The organism is Bacteroidia bacterium (assembly GCA_040880525.1).
Taxonomy (GTDB): Bacteria; Bacteroidota; Bacteroidia; order CAILMK01; family JBBDIG01; genus JBBDIG01.
Map to the genome: position 1 here is coordinate 44,793 of JBBDIG010000016.1, position 16,916 is coordinate 61,708.

Genomic DNA, 16,916 nt, shown 5'->3' on the forward strand with positions numbered 1-16,916 from the left:
GCAAACTGTAACTCACAGCCATTTTCCCTCAGGTGTTTAATAAGTTTATGACGCTTCTTTCACAGTCGATCACTTCAATAGTATATTGCTTCCCGGCAAATTCTTTCTTTAATTCATCCCGGTTTGCTTCCATTAACAACTTAAGTGCATCCTTTAAATTAGCTTTTAGTTCCTCAATTGTCTTCCCCTGTGAAAGTGCAGCCGGGAATTCTTCCAGTTGGCCAACATACCAGCCATCTTCTGACTTTTCAATAATTGCTGTTAATTTCATAAGTGTAAAGTTAAAAGGATTTAGACGCAAATAATGCACCTGTTGTTGAATTTATGCGCAGATCAGCGACATGAGCAAACCCCGGTGGTGGCGGTATGATGATGGCCAACTTCCCCGAAAAGCACAACCTGAAGATCAACACAAACCACCCGCTGGCCCAAAAAACTCAGCAAAGCCGGACTGGTAGATGCCAAAGGAAAAGAAGTCTCCCCAAAGGGGGGAGATTTAGAGGGGGCCGCCAGTGCCAATAAGAAAGCACTTGCCAAGCAGGCGTTTTACCTGGCGCGGCTGTCAAAGGTTATTCAGCGGAAGGAATTTATTCAAGGGGGCTGTGTTGAAGAGGCTAAACGATTTTTGATTAGCGAGGTGAACATTTAGAATTCGTATAATTGTAATAAAGCGATGATCATGAAAAATACCTCACCAACCTTTTTGTTATTGGTAGCTCTAATGGGCTGCTTAATAAATGCGAATGCGCAGAATATGGTGCCAAATCCAGGTTTTGAAGAATTGAACACTTGTCCTTCGGAGCAAAGCCAACTCAATGCTACCAAAAACTGGCATAGTTTACGTGAAACCCCGGACTACTTTAATACCTGCGCAAAACCCGGCATGTCACCTACACAGTTCAATGCCGGGATACCTCGTAATACCTGGGGATATCAACCGGCTGCGTATGGAGAGGGGTATGCCGGTATTATGCTGTATTATTCACCTCAGGTTGACTTCCGTGAATTTTTAACGGTCAAGCTAAAGGAACCACTCATTTCAGGAAGGCGCTATCAAATAAGTTTTGTAGTAAGCCTGGCTAACCACGGTGGAAGAAATCCCCCCCATATGAGCTGCAACAACTTGGGCATTCTATTTAATTTTGGAAGCATCGAAGGGATCCCCAACTTTGCGCATGCGTTTATTGATACTTTGATTGAAGATACGCTTCAGTGGGTAGAAGTTAAATTCAACTACCTGGCAGATCAGGCTTATACCCACCTTGCCATCGGCAACTTCTTTGATGATGCTAATACAATAAAAAATAAAACCTCGTTCTTCTCGCAATATGCCTTTTATTATATTGACGAAGTAAAGGTTATAGCAAACAGGCCACAAATAGTTATTCATCCCAATCCAGTAACCGAGCAAGTCTTTATCACCAGTTCAGAAGACTTTAGTCCGGATGTTTCATGCAAGATGTACAGCGTTAATGGGCAGAGAATAAACATCGAAGCTATTTTGCATTCCAGCAATCAGCTCAGTATATATTTCGAAGCATATCGCCCCGGTATCTATATTTTAAGATTAAGGGATAAGGCCGAAGTTTGGCAGGAAAAAATCCTCAAGATTTAAGTTCTTTCAGATTGATGAGACTACTGAGTCGGAATGATGATGGGCAACTTCCCCGAGAAGTACAATCTGAAGATCAACACCAACCACCCGTTGGCGCAGAAGCTCAGCGAAGCCGGACTGGTAGATGCCAAAGGAAAAGAAGTCTCCCCTTTGGGGGAGATTTAGAGGGGGCCTTTGACCTGGCGCGGCTAAGCCAGAATATGCTGAAAGGGAAGGAACTGACGGAGTTTGTGCAGCGTAGCATCAACAGGCTGTAAGTCAAAGGAACTAACCTCAGGTTGAAATGTTGCGTATATTTACACCCATAAAATTTTGTTGTATGAACATTCAGCTTATTTCTGACAGTAACGGAAAAACCACTGGCATTTTCATTCCCATAGAAGAATGGAATGAACTTAAAATGAAATTCAAAGGGCTTGAAGATGAGGAGATGGATATACCAGCTTGGCAGAAGCTCAAAATTGAACAACGGCTAAAGGATTATAGAAAAAAGCCAAAAGAAGCTTTGGATTTTGATAACACAATTGATGAAGTAGATAATTCCATATAATGTTTAAGGTAATTATATTACCCAAAGCCGCTGAGGACATTCTAGCAGCGGCCAAATGGTATAATTCCAGGCAAAAAGGCCTCGGTAAAAGATTTACGGCCAAGGTTAGAGAAAAAGTTCACTTTATAAAGCAGAACCCAACAGCAGTACCCATACGGTATAACGAAGTAAGAACTGCGCTATTGGATACTTTTCCATACATGGTTTATTTGTTGTGGAAGATATTAGTCAACAGGTCGTGATCCTGGCTGTTTTTCACACTTCCTTAGACCCGGAAAAGTGGAAGAAAAAATAATAATCGAACCCGAAGAACCACCGCTGGTCATCCCCCGCGATGAATTTATACGTAGGATGGCCTACATGAGCAAACCTGATGGCGGAATGATGCCGCCTAAATGTAGGTCGGATTTGCAATCCGACAATTTCGCGGTAGCGAAATACCTGCGATGCCTGAAGCTACCAGAGGTGAATTTCTATTGGTTCCGTGTAGCCCATGCGGGCTTGTCGTAACACAACTAACTACCGACCTACATGAACTGACCAGTGGCACTGAAACCACTAATGCTGACGAGAAGGTGCTCGCCAGGCAGAGGTGGGGTATAAAAAAATTGTAAAGACGTAATTTCCTTTTAGATCTTTGCTCATCTGGCTCATTAAGAAATCATGTGCAGAAGTAGCCGGAATCAGAAGCAGTTAATTATGTTTAATAAAAAAAGGTTAAAATAACAAAACTCAAATTACTTTATTACACTAACCCTGGCCTGCCTTGTCCCTTTTTTATCCTGAACAAGGAGCAGATAGTTTCCAGCGCTCAGGCCACTCACATTCAGTTTTGCTATTTTACTACCAGCAAATATTTGCTTTTCAATTACCAATTTACCGTTTAAATTAAAAAGCATGATCCGTGTATTAAAATTAAAATTGTATTGAATATTTAATTGGGAAAAAGCAGGCGATGGGAAGATTTTCATATCCTCTGGTTTTTCAGCTATCGGTTCGGTTAAGGTAGGGTTGCTTTGTGCCGGCTTTCCTATGAAAAATCCGGAGATGGGAAGGAAATTGCCGGCTACCATTCTTCCGGAAACGGACATAACGGGAATCCCTTCATTACGAGCCAGCCACTCATACGTTACCTCCTGCTCTGGCGGGGTGCGAATTCCCTGACCCAGCGTATCCATGTATATGGAGTCCTCCCGGAGGATCAGCGTTCGTACGCGAAGCACCTCGAACGTATCGGCAGGTGTAATGAGCGTGCCGTGGCCGTCCACGTGCACTTTTCTTATCAGGGCCTGCTCATAATAACCAAGCCCCGGCAACTGAATATTAAAGAAAGCGGTGGAAGAATCCCTGTCAGTAAATTCCAGCGGAAACTTATAAATTTCATCGGGATCAGCATATTTCACCGGGAAAGGAAAGCCACTGAATTCGAAAGTGAAACCTGTATGTATAAATGCAGAAGAGGTTTTGTTGATGATGAGCGTTCCGCTGTTGGGGATGGGTATAGGCAGCGGAAGTGAATCCAGCCCCGGTACAGCAGTGTTAATAGCCAGGTTGCCGCTGTTGAAGAATGCCAGCCGGACAGGAAGCGGCAAACTTGAGAAACTCAGGAAGCTGTCAGTTTCCTGCGACCCGGCTGTGAGATTGCTGAAATTCCAGGTTTGGTTGGCGCCTGTCTGCTGCACATCAAGTTGAAGGACGTTCAGGATATTGGTAAACTCATAGCCAACATTGGCCTGTGGCATATCGCTGCTCCCAATTACGATTTGGGCCATTGAACGGGCAGGCGAAAAAACGAAGAACAGGGGCAGAAAAATCAGCGTCAGGATTTTCATAATTGTAATTTTGAAACCATCCAAAATTAAGGAATTTGAAGCGGTAGTCCATATTTATGATTAAACAGGAAACAATTGATCAGGTAATTGCCACCGCTCCGGTAGAGGAAGTGATTGGTGAATACGTACACCTGAAAAAGAGGGGAGTCAATTTCATTGGCCTCTGCCCGTTTCATGATGAAAAAACACCTTCCTTCAATGTTTCTCCGGTAAAAAATATTTACAAATGCTTTGGCTGCGGCAAGGGTGGGGACGTGATCCGTTTTATGATGGAGCACGAAAAGTACAGCTACCCGGAGGCGATACGCTTCCTGGCGCAGAAGTATAACATACCGGTGCTGGAAGATGGGCAACAATATTCTGAGGAGGAAAAGGACGAGCGCGAGAGTCTTTATATCGTAATGAACTTCGCGAAGCAGTATTATCATAACCTTCTTCTCGAAAGCGATGAAGGGAAATCCATCGGGCTATCCTATTTCTACGAACGAGGGTTTAAGGACAGCACAGTGCAGGCGTATGAACTGGGCTGGAGTCCTTCCGGCAGAAGTACGTTCTCTGACCATGCGCTGAAAAGCAGCTACTCCAAAGAAGTGCTGCTAAAGGCCGGCCTCAGCTTCGAGACTAAGGATGGCAGCCTGATGGATCGTTTCCGGGAGCGGGTTATGTTCCCGATCCACAGCATCTCAGGCCGGGCGATAGGTTTTGGAGGACGCACGCTCAAAACCAAGAGTAAAGAGGCGAAGTACATCAATACGCCTGAAACGGATATTTACCACAAGAGCCGCATTTTGTATGGCATTTCGCAGGCCCGGAAAGCCATACGGGAGCAGGATGGCTGTTTGCTGGTGGAAGGTTACACCGATGTGCTGTCGCTTTTCCAGAAAGGAATACTCAATGTGGTGGCTTCTTCAGGAACCAGCCTCACCGAGGAACAGGTAAGGCTGATAAAGCGATATACTGAAAACGTAACGCTGCTCTTTGATGGAGATGCAGCGGGTACGAAAGCCGCGCTGCGGGGCATTGACATCGTGCTCCAGGGTGGGTTGAACGTGAAAACCGTGATTTTACCTGAAGGTGAAGACCCCGATTCTTTTGCCAGGGCGCACAAACAAGAGGAGATCGAAAAGTTTGTTTCCGAAAAGGCAGAAGACTTTGTGCTCTTCAAAGCAAAATTGCTCCTGGGCGAAAAAACGAATGACCCGTTACACAAAGCTCAGGTTACGAAGGATATAGTGACAAGCATTGCCCAGATCCCCGACCAGTTGAAGAGAAGTATTTTCGTGAAGGAAGCCGGACGGCTGCTGGAAATTGATGAACAGGTGCTGTATGCTGAGCTGAATAAAACCATAGCACAGAAATACAGGAAAGGCTGGCAAAAACCTGCTGATGAGGAGGCGGCACCTCCGCCTGAGCCGGATGAAAAGGAAGCTGCCGGCACAGCGGCTTCTGTAAGCATTGATCTTTCTGAACGCACCATCATTAGCCTCGTCCTTAAATTTGGTACAGAAGTGCTGAAAGATGATGTGAAAGTGGCGGATTATGTATTTCAGGAAATAGGCACCACGGAATGGAGCAACACCAATTACCAGGAAATGGTAGAGGAATATCTGCAGATGCAGGAAAAGAATGAGGCAGTTACCCTCAATCAGTTTCTGCATCACAAAAACCAGGAACTGCAACAACTATCTGTTGACCTGCTGGGCCAGAAATATACATTGAGCCCTCGCTGGAAGGAAATTGCAGGAAAGGACATGGAGGCGCAGCTCCAGTTTTATTATCCGCAGGTAATGGGCTGCATGCGCCATCTCAAGATGAAGAAGCTGCTGAACCTGATCATTGAGAACCAGGAAGAAATAAAGAAGGCAGAAAAGGAAGGCGATGAGGAAGAACTGACAGAGCTGCTGGAAGTGCAGAAACACCTGAATGATCTGAAAAAGGAAATTGGGAAAGAACTCGGTATGGTGGTAGTGCGCTGATTAAGAAACCCGGTTATTGGCTGCGTTCCATCAGCCTCATGCCCAGTTTCCGCAGTGGTTGCTTCTTTTCATCCGGAACTGATATCGCATCCAGGTTGCGGAGGGCTTCGCTGTAGTGGCGTTCTACTTCCTGCTCCACAAGCTCCGGAAGGCCCAGTTTCCGGTAAATCTCCGTTACGCCCCGCACCTTTTCTGAGTTCTCCTTGTCAGTCGCAAGCCAGGAACCCAACTCCTTTTTTTCTGCATTTCCGGCAAGTTCCATTGCCTGCAGCAGCATATAGGTTTTTTTATTGGCCACAATGTCTCCCCCCGGTTTTTTACCGAATTTCTCCGGGGCGCCAAATACATCCAGGTAATCATCACGAAGCTGGAAAGCCAGGCCCAGGTGCGTTCCAAGTTGCGACAAGTGGTGGCGATCTTCCACGCTTGCCCGTGCCAGCAGGCCGCCCATGCGCAGGCTGGCCGCCAGAAGCGAGGCCGTTTTCAGCCCTATCATTTTCATGTAGTCGGCAATCGAAACATCATCCTTTGTTTCGAAGATCATATCCCATTGCTGCCCTTCGCACACCTGTATCGCAGTCTGGTTAAAAAGATGCATCACCGGCTTGAAAAGATCATCCGGTACCTGAGACAGCAGTTCATTCGCCATAATCAGCATCACGTCTCCGGAGAGGATGGCGGTGCTGCTGCTCCAGGTTTCATGTACCGTGGCTTTTCCCCTGCGGAGGCTGGCTTTGTCCATAATGTCGTCATGCATCAGCGTGAAATTGTGAAACACTTCCATTGCCAAAGCCGGGCTCAGCGCCTGCTCCACCTGCTCTTCAAAAAGATGGAAGGCCATCAACAACAACACGGGCCGGATGCGCTTGCCGCCAAAAGAAAGCATATACACCACCGGTTCATACAGCTCTTTTGGCTGCCGGTCCAGCCGGATGTGCTCAAGCCTGTTTTCTATTAACTGTTGGAAATCTTCGTACTCCTTCACTTTTACATCTGTTTTCACGGCATTATTTACGTGAAAAACCGGCTAAGGTTTCCTTGCGGCAAAAATAAAGGATGATATGCCTCTGGTGATGGGCGCACAGATTTTATACTTCAGTGAGAAAATTGCGGCTGAGCTACATATAAAAAAGTTTAGCACCTGATCAGGTATTAGAAAATGATCAAAATAATTAATACCAGAACCAATATTTATTGTCAGGGGTTAAAAATTTTAACGGAAGAAGTTTTATCAAAAAATTCAAATTTCAATGTAATATCCCGGTCCCGATTCCGTCAAATCTCTTTATGAAATTTCCCGAAGGTTAGCTGCTGAATTAATGTGGAAATTTCGATCTTTGAGAGAGACCAGGAGCAGACCGAAGGCGATAATAATTTGAAACCAATAATTTTGAAAATATGAAAAAGTTAATCCTTGTATCGTTTGTACTGCTATTTGCAGTTTCTACAGCCGGAGCGCAATCACAGGAGTATATCTCCATCCGCATTGACTATCAGGAGAAATTAGGCCACATTAATCAGAAAATTTTTGATGCCGTAATGGAAGGCCGTATTAAGGCGTTCCGGGACGATATGGAGACAACCTACTCCAAAGAAGAAGTGGCAGAAAGAAGCCGGAGAGAAACGATAATCCAGATATATCCTGATGCTAATGATCCCCATTTTTATATTGATTCCATTGCGCTTATGCCTTTTCAGGATCAGGTAACAGGATATGCCGTAGACTATGGCGAAAACCAGGAAATCACCTCCATTGCTTTCGTCCGGAACGAAGAGGAGACGACTGGTGATGCAGCCAGCCTGGTTCCCCAAAATATGTTCAGGGTCCGGTGGAAACACCTGGTGAACTTTTTAAATGAAAGGGAACTCCATTTTCTAGAAAAATTTATTAATGTAAAATGATCGTCATTCTCTGGCTGCTGTAAGTGTTGTTACATTTCTTCAAGATGGGTACTGAATTTCCCGGTCTCAAATAATCTGCGATTTAATTTAATAATGAAGCCGCCATAAGATGCACGTAACCTGGGGCCACCAAATTTGTGGCAATAAAAAAAGTGCATTTGAAAAACAGGAAGTTTTACAAGACAATCGTTATCTCGGACCTCCATCTTGGCACCAATGGCAGCAAAGCGGAAGAGTTGGTGGCATTCCTCAGAAAATTCCGGTGTTCTAATCTTATTCTTAATGGCGACATCATTGACGGCTGGCAGTTGAAGAAATATGGCGCATGGAAGAAAAAACACACAGCATTCTTCCGTCAGGTGTTAAAAATGATTGAGAAAGACAACACACGCGTAATTTACCTTCGCGGAAATCATGACGACTTTCTGGATCAGGTAATTCCATTCCAGGTGGGCAACTTCAGCATTCAACGGGAATTCATTTACGAATCGTGCGGAAATAAATATCTTGTAGTGCATGGCGATGTATTTGACGCGGTTATGAACAACCTGAAATGGATCGCAAAGCTTGGCGACATTGGCTACACTTTCCTGTTATGGCTGAACAAGCTGTACAACCAATACCGCAGCTACCGCGGACTTCCCTACTATTCCTTATCTCAGCAAATTAAATTGCGCGTAAAATCTGCTGTGAATTTTATTTCCGATTATGAGAAGCAGCTTGCTGAAGTGGCGAAAGCGCAGCGATGCAACGGGATCATCTGCGGGCATATTCATCAGCCGGCTATTAAGCAATTTCCCGGGGTGTTATATCTCAATTCAGGAGATTGGGTGGAATCGCTCACGGCCCTGGTAGAAACCGAACAGGGCAAATGGGAGATCCTTCATTACAAAGCTGACGAAGTAGAATTGAATGAAGAGGAAACAGAACTGACACAGGAATCAGCGATGCAAGGCATATTTTGGGCGGATGCACTATTATCGAAACAAGCAGTGAAATAATGGAAGAGGGAAAGCTGAGGGTATTATTTGCAGTACAGGGAGAGGGCCGCGGCCACATGACGCAATCGCTTGCTTTGGCAACTATTCTCAGAAATGCCGGACATGAGGTGGTATGCGCTATGTTGGGAACCAGCAGCAGGCGGGAAATTCCGGGTTTCTATTACCGGAAAATTGATTGCCCGGTCCAGCTTTATGAAAGCCCTAATTTTATTACTGATAAAAATGGTAAAGGAATCCGGGTGCTGCCTTCCGTGGTTCGCAGCCTACGCAGGAGCCGTGCGTATTTTCGGAATCTCGCAATACTAAGAAAAACCATTGATCATTATGAACCGGATCTGATCGTGAATTTTTACGAGCCGCTGATGGGGATCTTGTACCTACTGCATAAACCGCCTGTGCCTATGGTAACCGTAGCCCATCAATACCTGCTTCATCACCCCGATTTTCCATTTCCTGACAGCAAAAAGCTGGATCAATGGATGCTGAAGGCATTTAATCATCTTACTGCTTCGCGCTCCGTGCTGCGGCTGGCGCTTTCTTTTTCGCCATTGAAGCAGCCGAAAGACAAGAGCCTGATTATCCTGCCACCGCTGCTCCGGCAGGAGGTGTTGGAATATCCGGATGTGAGAAAGGGAGACTCGTATCTGGTTTATCTTCTCAACAGTGGCTATAGTGAAGAGATCATGGATTGGCACCGGCAACACCCCGATGTGGTAATAGATTGCTTCTGGGATAAAAGCGGGGCCGGGGAAGAATTTCGCCCTCATCCAAACCTCACCTTCCACCGCATAGATGACGAGAAGTTTCTTCGGCTTATGGCGTCTTGCCGGGCATTTATCAGCACTGCCGGTTTTGAATCAGTGTGCGAAGCGATGTACTTTCAGAAGCCGGTGATGATGGTGCCCGTGGCAGGCCACATTGAGCAGCTTTGCAACGCAATGGATGCCAGGAGAGTGGGCGCAGGTATCCATTCTTCGGTATTTGACCTGAATAAATTCCTGCACTATTTGCCCGGCCATAAAACCAACTATACAAGCTACCGGAACTGGGTGCAGGTTGCTCCTCAAAAGTTCATGGATGTGCTATCAGCCTTTGAACCGCGAAAGCCACAGAAAGCAAGGCAACCGGAGGAAGCAGGAGCGCTTGTTTCTTAAGTTTTCGCCTGAAATTTTTGCAGCACTTTCATCACTGCCTGCTCCTCGCGGGTAAGTCCGGTAGCAGCAGCAGCCTGGCGCGAAGAGCGGTACAATGCTTCTAATTCGCCTTTTCTGTAAGCCTCCACCACGGATGGATGCACATAATATTTACGGCAAATAGCAGTGGTATTCCGCAGATGGCTGGCCACCATCTTTATCACCTGAACCGTATTTTTCTCTGCTGACTTTTCATCCTCACATGGCCCTATTTCGCAGTAGCATTTGGTGGCCCATACGGTTCCGCCCCACGTTCGGAAATCTTTGGCGGTGAAGTCATGGCCGGATATTTCACGGATATATTCATTCACCTCCCCTGAATCTATTGCGTGCTTTTTCCCTTTGTCATCATAATATTGAAAAAGCTCATACCCCGGAATATCCTTGCACATCTTTACCAGCCTTGCGAGCCGTGGATTATCAAGTGAAATATGATTCTGCTTCCCGCTTTTGCCTTTAAATTCAAATGTTATTTTATCCCTTCCCTGCTCTTTTACGTGTTTATCCCGAAGTGTTGTGAGGCCATAAGATTCGTTCTTCTGAGCATATTCCTGATTGCCCACCCGGACCTGCGTATGCTCCAGCAACTGCACTACGCAGGCCAGGACTTTTTCGCGTGGCAATCCTCTTTTTCGCAGATGCTCCTCTGTCGTTTGCCTGATCTTTGGCAAGGCCTTTCCGAATTCTCTCATGCGGCCAAATTTTGACTTGTTCCGGAATTCATTCCACAGTTCATGATACAGGTACTGCTTCCGCCCCTTTGCATCAAAGCCGGTGGCCTGAAGATGACCATGCGGCAGCGGGCTTATCCAAACCCTTTCCCAGGCAGGGGGGATCGCCAGCTTTTTGATCCGCTGTTTTTCCGCCTGATCCGCTACTCTGTTCCCTTCCCTGTCATATATAATGAACCCCCGTCCGTGGCGGGTACGGGAGTAGCCGTGACGGTCATCGCTATAGTAACGAAGCCCGGCTTTACGGGTTGTTAGCTTAATATCCTGCGTGGGTTTCCAGGGCATATTATTTCAGATATTTCATAAAAACAGCCAAAAGTATTCTTTGATCAATTCAAAAACTTAATTTAGTCCACTCATTGATCATCAGCAAATTTACCCGTGAAAACTCTCTACCTCGTTCGCCATGCGGAGGCTCAATACCCGAGTGCTGTCATTAAGGACCGAAACCGAACCCTAACTCATACCGGTGTTTCTGAAGCGCATGAACTCGCAAGGCGGTTTTTGTTGCTTTCCTCTCTGCCTCAAAAAATCTTTTATTCCGAAGCAAAACGCACCATTGCAACGGCTGAAATAATTTCAACGCTGCTGAATATCCCTGATGGCTGCTGCATTCCGCTACCGGGCTTATATGAAGCGGATGCAGAAAAGCTTCTTGAGATGATCGGGGAAAATTCTATAGATATTGAATCAGTGATGGTGGTGGGCCATAATCCCGCGGTAACCGATTTGGCCGTACATCTCTGCAAGGGTTTTGTGAACGTTTTCCCGCCATCAGGGCTGGCCTGTATTTCCCTGTCTGCCGCCTGCTGGCTAGAGGTTTCCCGAAACTGCGGCAGGATGAATTATTTCATTAACGGCAGGAAATATTAGGCGGCTCGCCCTGAAGGCTCTGTCTTTTATATTTAAATATGGATAAAATACATGGGCAGCCAATACATCCGAAATGCTATGTTTAGCAACAAGTCAGGTAAATCTTGAATCGTCAATACCTTTGCCTGATGCAAAATGACCTCTTAATTTACAATACGCTTAGCCGCACCAAAGAAAAGTTCAACCCGCTGAACCCGCCTTTTGTGGGTCTCTACGTTTGTGGCCCCACCGTTTATGGCGATGCTCATTTGGGCCATGCCAGGCCATATATCATTTTTGATGTGCTGTACCGCTACCTGCGCCACAATGGATACAAAGTGCGTTATGTGCGGAATATTACGGATGTGGGCCACCTTGAGAATGATGCCGATGAGGGCGAAGACAAAATAGCAAAGAAGGCGCGCCTGGAACAACTGGAGCCGATGGAGGTAGTGAAGTATTATACTGACCGTTTTCATGATAATATGGATCGGCTCAATACACTGCGGCCCAGCATTGAACCTACCGCAAGCGGCCACATCATTGAGCAGATACGGATGATTAAGGAAATACTGGAAAACGGGTTTGCTTATGAGGTAGACGGCTCCGTTTATTTTGATGTCCCCAGATATAATGAAACGGAAAATTATGGCAAGTTATCCGGCAGAAAAGTGGAGGATCTTTTTGCCAATACACGGGAACTGGAAGGTCAGCAGGAAAAACGCAGCCCTCTTGATTTTGCGCTATGGAAAAGGGCACAGCCGCAGCACATCATGCGCTGGCCTTCGCCCTGGGGGGATGGCTTCCCGGGCTGGCATCTGGAATGCTCGGCAATGAGCACCAAATACCTTGGCGATGAGTTCGACATACACGGTGGCGGCATGGACCTGTTGTTTCCCCACCATGAATGCGAAATAGCCCAAAGCCGCGGCAGCAAAGGCCACGATGCCGTTCGTTATTGGATGCACAACAATATGATCACGATCAACGGCCAGAAGATGGGCAAGTCGCTGGGCAATTTCATCACGCTGGAAGAACTCTTCAGCGGTACGCATAAATTGCTTGCACAACCCTATTCTCCAATGACCATTCGCTTTTTTATTCTACAGGCACATTATCGCAGCACGCTGGATTTTAGCAACGAAGCACTGCAGGCTGCAGAAAAAGGATTGCAACGGCTGATGCACGCTCACAAAATGGCGGGCCAGCTTAGGCCATCCAAAAAATCTGACTGGAATGTGGCGGAATGGAAAGAGCGGACTTACGAAATGATGAACGATGACCTGAATACTCCCCGGCTCATCGCAGAATTATTTGATGCCGCCTCCGTGATCCATAAAATAAAGAATGGTCAGCTTTCGCTCGATGAAGCCGCATTGGAGGATTTCCGCGCGCACTTCTACACTTGCACAGAGGAGATCCTGGGCCTGCAGCGCGAAGAAGAATCTGCGGACGATAAATTAAATGGTGTACTTGAATTGCTGCTGTCCATCCGGAATGAAGCTCGCGCGAGAAAGGATTTTGCAACGTCAGATAAGATCAGGGATGAACTGCAAAATGTGGGAATTAAAATAATGGACGCCAAAGAAGGAGCCCGCTGGGAAATTGAATAATATGAAAGATACAAATGGCAGCCATAAAGAAATACGAGCCGTAAACAATCCCTGGCGCAGATTCCTCAGAATATTCCTTTTCAGCACCTTTATATATTTTCTAATTTCGGTTGTTGTAGACCTGGTAAAAAGCGGACTTGCGCTCACGGAAGCATTAACCGCTAACATTTCCTCTTCTCTTTTCCTGGGCATTTTCTTCGGAGCTTTTTATTCCTGGTGGTTTCGCAATCATTCCTTTTTTATATTAAAAGAGGAATATGAACGGGATTTCGTTAAAGTGGAATCTGCGATTGCGCGCACAGGATGTACTCACAAGAAAAAGAAAGGGGATGCGCTCCTTTATACTCCCATGCCCCGGAAGCCGTACCTGCTGGGTGCCATAACAATTTACCCCGAAGAAAACGGGTATAAAATAGTGGGGCCTCATTTTTACATAGATAAAATAAAGAAAAACCTGGAGCTGTAAAAAATGAGATTTTTCCCGATAATACTTCTTTTATCACTGCTTACCCTTGCAGGCTGCGGTGGGTGCGATGATAAAAAGCCTTCGTCAACTAAAGTCCCAAAGCCGGCCCGCCATGTGGAAGTGCCGGATTTTAATGCTGATACCGCCTTCGCCTATATTGAAAAGCAGTTGAGTTTCGGCCCGCGTGTCCCGAATTCACCTGAACATGCCCGTGCAGCACAATATCTTTCAAGCGAGCTGGGCCGCTATGCTGATACCACTTATATGCAAACCGGCAGCGTCAGAGCGTTTAACGGTAAATCCCTGAATCTGAAAAACATTATCGGAATATTTGGCCCGGAGAAAAAGCGCAAGATCTTGCTTTGCGCGCATTGGGATACGAGGCCTTTCGCTGACCAGGATGCAGACTCTTTGTTCAATGAACCCATACCGGGTGCGAATGACGGAGCCAGCGGTGTGGCAGTCCTCCTCGAAATGGCGCGTCACTTCCACGAAAAGCAGCCTGACGTGGGCGTGGTCATGATATTTTTCGATGCAGAAGATTACGGAAAGCCCGACCAGATACCGGGTCCCCAAACCAATAGCTATGCACTTGGCTCTCAATACTGGGCCAGGAGTGTAGACAAATCGCGATACATAGCCGATTACGGAATATTGCTCGACATGGTGGGCGGCAGTGATGCCCGTTTCTTTCGGGAAAAATACTCAATGGATTATGCCCCTTCCATCGTAAAAAAAGTGTGGCGCACCGCTTCTCAGCTCGGCCACAACGGCTACTTTATTTCCCTGAATGGAGGAGGCGTGGTTGATGATCATTATTATATTAATACGCTTGCACAAATACCTACTATTAATATCGTGGATTTCGATAATTCCCGCGATAAAGGTTTCAATGATCATTGGCATACGCTGGATGACGACATTGAAAATATAGACCGGAATACGCTGAAGGCTGTGGGCCAAACCGTAATAAAAGTGGTGTATGAGGAGGAGGGACTGGGAGTTTAATTTTTAACCGGAAATCCACCTATAACCATTTGCAATACCAGGCAACTCACCTGAGAAGTTTAACCTGAAGATCAACACCAACCACCCTGAACCGTTTTCCCTATCTTATTCATTACCTGATTAAAGAGCAAGTTAGATATTCACAGAAATGAAACCACTTCAGGCGTCAGGGTTTTTCTTACTTCTGACATTACTCACTATATTAGTAAAATTGATGGTTATTGGGAAATATGAACACAAATATATTTTTGATCTTATTTTATTGATATTTTATAATTGCTTTTTAGAGCTCTTTTCCTGAAAAGACGGAGATGTTATTCTAATCTAAATTCAGAAAAAATTGCAGCCGGAATTAGTGCCACAATTCATTATCATGGCGGCAATTTGCAGGGATAAACCGAAGTTTGCCGGACAGAGATATTTCTTCCGGCTTGGCTATGAATAATAAGATCACCTTCATCAGAGGCATTTTGCCCGGACTGTTGCTGGCAGCGGGCCTCGCAGCTTTGGCTATTGGCCTGGCGCGGTATCTTCCGTTTGCCGGGTCTGCAACGCTGGCGTTGTTGCTGGGCATTGTGCTCGGCAATGCCGGCCCGCCATTCAGCCGGCTGGTTCCTGGCCTTAGCTATGCTGAGAAAAAAGTGCTGGAAATATCCATAGTGCTCATTGGCTTTGGGCTCAATATCCGCATCTTTTCGCAGCTTGGATTTTCCATTTGGGTTTTTATTGGGGCATCCGTGGTTGTGGTAATGGGTGTAGCATTTCTGATCGGAAAGGCGGTGGGCCTGACCTCGCGCCTCAGCGCACTGTTAGGTGCAGGCAGTGCCATTTGCGGATCGGCAGCTATTGGTGCTGTTGCTCCACTTATTCAAAGCACAAAGGAAGAAACCGGCCTGGCGATCGGAATTATTAATGCACTGGGAACTGTTGGCCTGCTCCTGTTGCCGGCTGTCATTACGTTGATGGATTACAGCGATGACGCTGCGGGCCTGATGATTGGCGGTGTGCTGCAATCTATGGGGCACGTGGCGGGCGCGGCTTTCGCAGTGAACGATAATATCGGAACGTTGGCCACCGTCATCAAAATGGGCAGGATAGTTTTAATTATTCCGCTTCTCATCATTCTTTATTTTGCAGGCAGAGGTAAGTCCACAGAAAAGAAACGTGGATTAAAGGGGTTCCCTTTGTTTATTTTATTTTTTCTGGCAAGTATTGGAATTGCACAGATCGGGGCATTTCCGCAGGCTCTTGCCACCCAACTTTCGCAGGCAGGCAATTATCTGCTCATCGTGGCAATGGTGGGCATTGGGTTTAAGATCCGCATCAGGCCTTTATTTAATATAGCCGGGAGAGCGCTGGCTTCCGGAGCGCTGATATTTGTTTTCCAGATTTTACTTTATCTGGTGTATTTAAATTTTAAACAGTTTTAAAACCAGATGTTCAAATTTATTGTTTGCCTTGCGATAATAAAGAAATCATTGAAACCTGAAATCATAATTTCTGAATGCTTTGTGAAATAGAATTTAATTATCCCGAATTCAGGGTAATTAAATAATTCATTTTGAGATGAGTAACAACCCCAATTATAAAGGGGTCGAATTCGACTCCTTTTTGTTTGAGACGGCCAGCAATGGTTTTAAACTATCATTTCCACTAAAATGGCGATGAACCTTAGTCTTGGCTTTTTTGCTCAAAAAATTAAAAACACGCTCGCTAAAAATGAAGACGACCAATTACCATAACACATTTATAAAAGTGGCCGAAGATTGTCCGGTAACCGCTGCTGAAGTTCCGCCACAAAAAAGCGATAAGAAGACGATTGCCAATCTTCAGTTTGAGATGATCAATGACGCTCCCTACCAATACACCTCGGATGACGTGATCTTTGAAATACACGCAAAGAGAAAAGGGGTGAGCAAAGCAGCGTTGGCGTCCGCCCGGCAGGAATTCTTTTCCTGTGGTCAGGCATGCCTTCGCACTTCGCCTCTTGCAAGGCGATACGGATGGGGCATTCACAGCGATGCAAGCGGAAAGGTGGCGCTTTACCCGCTCGGGTCCGCGGAATACAATCGTTTCGCAAATGATGAAACACTGAAGCAAGTAATGGCAATGCGCTCCACGAGAGGTTGAGATTGTATAGGCTCCGCCCCTCCCGCAAGCTTTGGAAATCTTTCCTG

The 16,916-nt window shown here is 46.0% G+C and carries 19 protein-coding genes; 14 read left to right on the forward strand and 5 right to left on the reverse strand.

All coding sequences use genetic code 11. The annotated features are described in order from the left end of the window. Window positions 1-28: 28 nt before the first annotated feature. Window positions 29-271 (reverse strand): type II toxin-antitoxin system HicB family antitoxin, encoded by a 243-nt coding sequence (locus WD077_03485; GenBank protein ID MEX0966274.1) that lies wholly within the window; start codon window positions 269-271, stop codon window positions 29-31. A gap of 62 nt (window positions 272-333) precedes the next feature. Beyond that, window positions 334-537: a hypothetical protein gene (locus tag WD077_03490; GenBank protein ID MEX0966275.1), complete on the reverse strand. Its 204-nt coding sequence runs from the start codon at window positions 535-537 to the stop codon at window positions 334-336. 142 nt (window positions 538-679) lie between these two features. On the opposite strand from WD077_03490, the gene WD077_03495 reads away from it, so the two are divergent. The 4 genes from WD077_03495 to WD077_03510 all read left to right on the forward strand — a co-directional run bounded on the left by WD077_03495 (window position 680) and on the right by WD077_03510 (window position 2,675). Further along, window positions 680-1,615, forward strand: coding sequence for a T9SS type A sorting domain-containing protein (locus WD077_03495; protein ID MEX0966276.1), 936 nt, complete (start codon window positions 680-682; stop codon window positions 1,613-1,615). Between the two features lie 14 nt (window positions 1,616-1,629). Beyond that, entirely contained in the window at window positions 1,630-1,872 is a 243-nt protein-coding gene (locus tag WD077_03500) for a hypothetical protein (protein MEX0966277.1), read from the forward strand. Window positions 1,873-1,934: 62 nt separating this feature from the next. Then, window positions 1,935-2,165: an addiction module component CHP02574 family protein gene (locus tag WD077_03505; protein ID MEX0966278.1), complete on the forward strand. Its 231-nt coding sequence runs from the start codon at window positions 1,935-1,937 to the stop codon at window positions 2,163-2,165. Window positions 2,166-2,444: 279 nt separating this feature from the next. After that, window positions 2,445-2,675 (forward strand): hypothetical protein, encoded by a 231-nt coding sequence (locus WD077_03510; GenBank protein ID MEX0966279.1) that lies wholly within the window; start codon window positions 2,445-2,447, stop codon window positions 2,673-2,675. 227 nt (window positions 2,676-2,902) lie between these two features. Here the strand turns inward: WD077_03510 and WD077_03515 are convergent, their stop codons facing one another. Further along, window positions 2,903-3,997 (reverse strand): T9SS type A sorting domain-containing protein, encoded by a 1,095-nt coding sequence (locus tag WD077_03515; GenBank protein MEX0966280.1) that lies wholly within the window; start codon window positions 3,995-3,997, stop codon window positions 2,903-2,905. 56 nt (window positions 3,998-4,053) lie between these two features. Between WD077_03515 and dnaG the strand changes: the two genes are divergently transcribed. Further along, complete coding sequence (gene dnaG, locus WD077_03520) at window positions 4,054-5,973, forward strand: DNA primase (protein ID MEX0966281.1); 1,920 nt, start codon at window positions 4,054-4,056, stop codon at window positions 5,971-5,973. 13 nt (window positions 5,974-5,986) lie between these two features. Here dnaG and WD077_03525 read toward each other — a convergent pair whose 3' ends face one another. Beyond that, window positions 5,987-6,976, reverse strand: a complete 990-nt coding sequence (locus WD077_03525) for a polyprenyl synthetase family protein (protein MEX0966282.1) — start codon at window positions 6,974-6,976, stop codon at window positions 5,987-5,989. 395 nt (window positions 6,977-7,371) lie between these two features. On the opposite strand from WD077_03525, the gene WD077_03530 reads away from it, so the two are divergent. From WD077_03530 to WD077_03540, 3 genes are all read left to right on the forward strand, one after another. Continuing rightward, the gene (locus WD077_03530; protein MEX0966283.1) at window positions 7,372-7,875 is read left to right on the forward strand and encodes a hypothetical protein; all 504 of its coding nucleotides are present in this window, start codon (window positions 7,372-7,374) and stop codon (window positions 7,873-7,875) included. A 158-nt stretch (window positions 7,876-8,033) separates the two neighbouring features. Continuing rightward, window positions 8,034-8,876, forward strand: coding sequence for a UDP-2,3-diacylglucosamine diphosphatase (locus tag WD077_03535; protein MEX0966284.1), 843 nt, complete (start codon window positions 8,034-8,036; stop codon window positions 8,874-8,876). Beyond that, window positions 8,876-10,030, forward strand: a complete 1,155-nt coding sequence (locus WD077_03540; protein MEX0966285.1) for a glycosyltransferase family protein — start codon at window positions 8,876-8,878, stop codon at window positions 10,028-10,030. The genes WD077_03535 and WD077_03540 overlap by 1 nt, the downstream gene beginning before the upstream one ends. Here the strand turns inward: WD077_03540 and WD077_03545 are convergent. Continuing rightward, window positions 10,027-11,085 carry a DNA topoisomerase IB gene (locus tag WD077_03545; GenBank protein ID MEX0966286.1) on the reverse strand — a complete coding sequence of 353 codons (1,059 nt, stop codon included), beginning with the start codon at window positions 11,083-11,085 and terminating at the stop codon, window positions 10,027-10,029. The two genes, WD077_03540 and WD077_03545, sit on opposite strands and share 4 nt — an antisense overlap. Window positions 11,086-11,181: 96 nt before the next feature. Between WD077_03545 and WD077_03550 the strand changes: the two genes are divergently transcribed. The 6 genes from WD077_03550 to WD077_03575 all read left to right on the forward strand — a co-directional run bounded on the left by WD077_03550 (window position 11,182) and on the right by WD077_03575 (window position 16,869). Beyond that, window positions 11,182-11,673 carry a histidine phosphatase family protein gene (locus WD077_03550; protein ID MEX0966287.1) on the forward strand — a complete coding sequence of 164 codons (492 nt, stop codon included), beginning with the start codon at window positions 11,182-11,184 and terminating at the stop codon, window positions 11,671-11,673. Window positions 11,674-11,801: 128 nt separating this feature from the next. After that, complete coding sequence (gene cysS / locus WD077_03555) at window positions 11,802-13,265, forward strand: cysteine--tRNA ligase (protein ID MEX0966288.1); 1,464 nt, start codon at window positions 11,802-11,804, stop codon at window positions 13,263-13,265. A gap of 1 nt (window position 13,266) precedes the next feature. Then, window positions 13,267-13,731 carry a hypothetical protein gene (locus tag WD077_03560; protein ID MEX0966289.1) on the forward strand — a complete coding sequence of 155 codons (465 nt, stop codon included), beginning with the start codon at window positions 13,267-13,269 and terminating at the stop codon, window positions 13,729-13,731. Window positions 13,732-13,734: 3 nt separating this feature from the next. After that, window positions 13,735-14,739, forward strand: coding sequence for a M28 family peptidase (locus WD077_03565; protein MEX0966290.1), 1,005 nt, complete (start codon window positions 13,735-13,737; stop codon window positions 14,737-14,739). A 437-nt stretch (window positions 14,740-15,176) separates the two neighbouring features. Continuing rightward, window positions 15,177-16,169 (forward strand): putative sulfate exporter family transporter, encoded by a 993-nt coding sequence (locus WD077_03570; protein ID MEX0966291.1) that lies wholly within the window; start codon window positions 15,177-15,179, stop codon window positions 16,167-16,169. A gap of 289 nt (window positions 16,170-16,458) precedes the next feature. After that, window positions 16,459-16,869 carry a DUF6157 family protein gene (locus tag WD077_03575; GenBank protein MEX0966292.1) on the forward strand — a complete coding sequence of 137 codons (411 nt, stop codon included), beginning with the start codon at window positions 16,459-16,461 and terminating at the stop codon, window positions 16,867-16,869. Window positions 16,870-16,916 lie beyond the last annotated feature (47 nt).

Excerpts from the sequence above, each read along its gene's own strand:
- cysS (MEX0966288.1), top strand. The coding sequence starts at position 11,802 with ATGCAAAATGACCTCTTAATTTACAATACGCTTAGCCGCACCAAAGAA.
- WD077_03575 (MEX0966292.1), top strand. The coding sequence starts at position 16,459 with ATGAAGACGACCAATTACCATAACACATTTATAAAAGTGGCCGAAGAT.
- WD077_03540 (MEX0966285.1), top strand. The coding sequence starts at position 8,876 with ATGGAAGAGGGAAAGCTGAGGGTATTATTTGCAGTACAGGGAGAGGGC.
- WD077_03545 (MEX0966286.1), bottom strand. The coding sequence starts at position 11,085 with ATGCCCTGGAAACCCACGCAGGATATTAAGCTAACAACCCGTAAAGCC.
- WD077_03485 (MEX0966274.1), bottom strand. The coding sequence starts at position 271 with ATGAAATTAACAGCAATTATTGAAAAGTCAGAAGATGGCTGGTATGTT.
- WD077_03505 (MEX0966278.1), top strand. The coding sequence starts at position 1,935 with ATGAACATTCAGCTTATTTCTGACAGTAACGGAAAAACCACTGGCATT.
- WD077_03495 (MEX0966276.1), top strand. The coding sequence starts at position 680 with ATGAAAAATACCTCACCAACCTTTTTGTTATTGGTAGCTCTAATGGGC.
- dnaG (MEX0966281.1), top strand. The coding sequence starts at position 4,054 with ATGATTAAACAGGAAACAATTGATCAGGTAATTGCCACCGCTCCGGTA.
- WD077_03560 (MEX0966289.1), top strand. The coding sequence starts at position 13,267 with ATGAAAGATACAAATGGCAGCCATAAAGAAATACGAGCCGTAAACAAT.
- WD077_03565 (MEX0966290.1), top strand. The coding sequence starts at position 13,735 with ATGAGATTTTTCCCGATAATACTTCTTTTATCACTGCTTACCCTTGCA.
- WD077_03500 (MEX0966277.1), top strand. The coding sequence starts at position 1,630 with ATGAGACTACTGAGTCGGAATGATGATGGGCAACTTCCCCGAGAAGTA.
- WD077_03515 (MEX0966280.1), bottom strand. The coding sequence starts at position 3,997 with ATGAAAATCCTGACGCTGATTTTTCTGCCCCTGTTCTTCGTTTTTTCG.
- WD077_03530 (MEX0966283.1), top strand. The coding sequence starts at position 7,372 with ATGAAAAAGTTAATCCTTGTATCGTTTGTACTGCTATTTGCAGTTTCT.
- WD077_03570 (MEX0966291.1), top strand. The coding sequence starts at position 15,177 with ATGAATAATAAGATCACCTTCATCAGAGGCATTTTGCCCGGACTGTTG.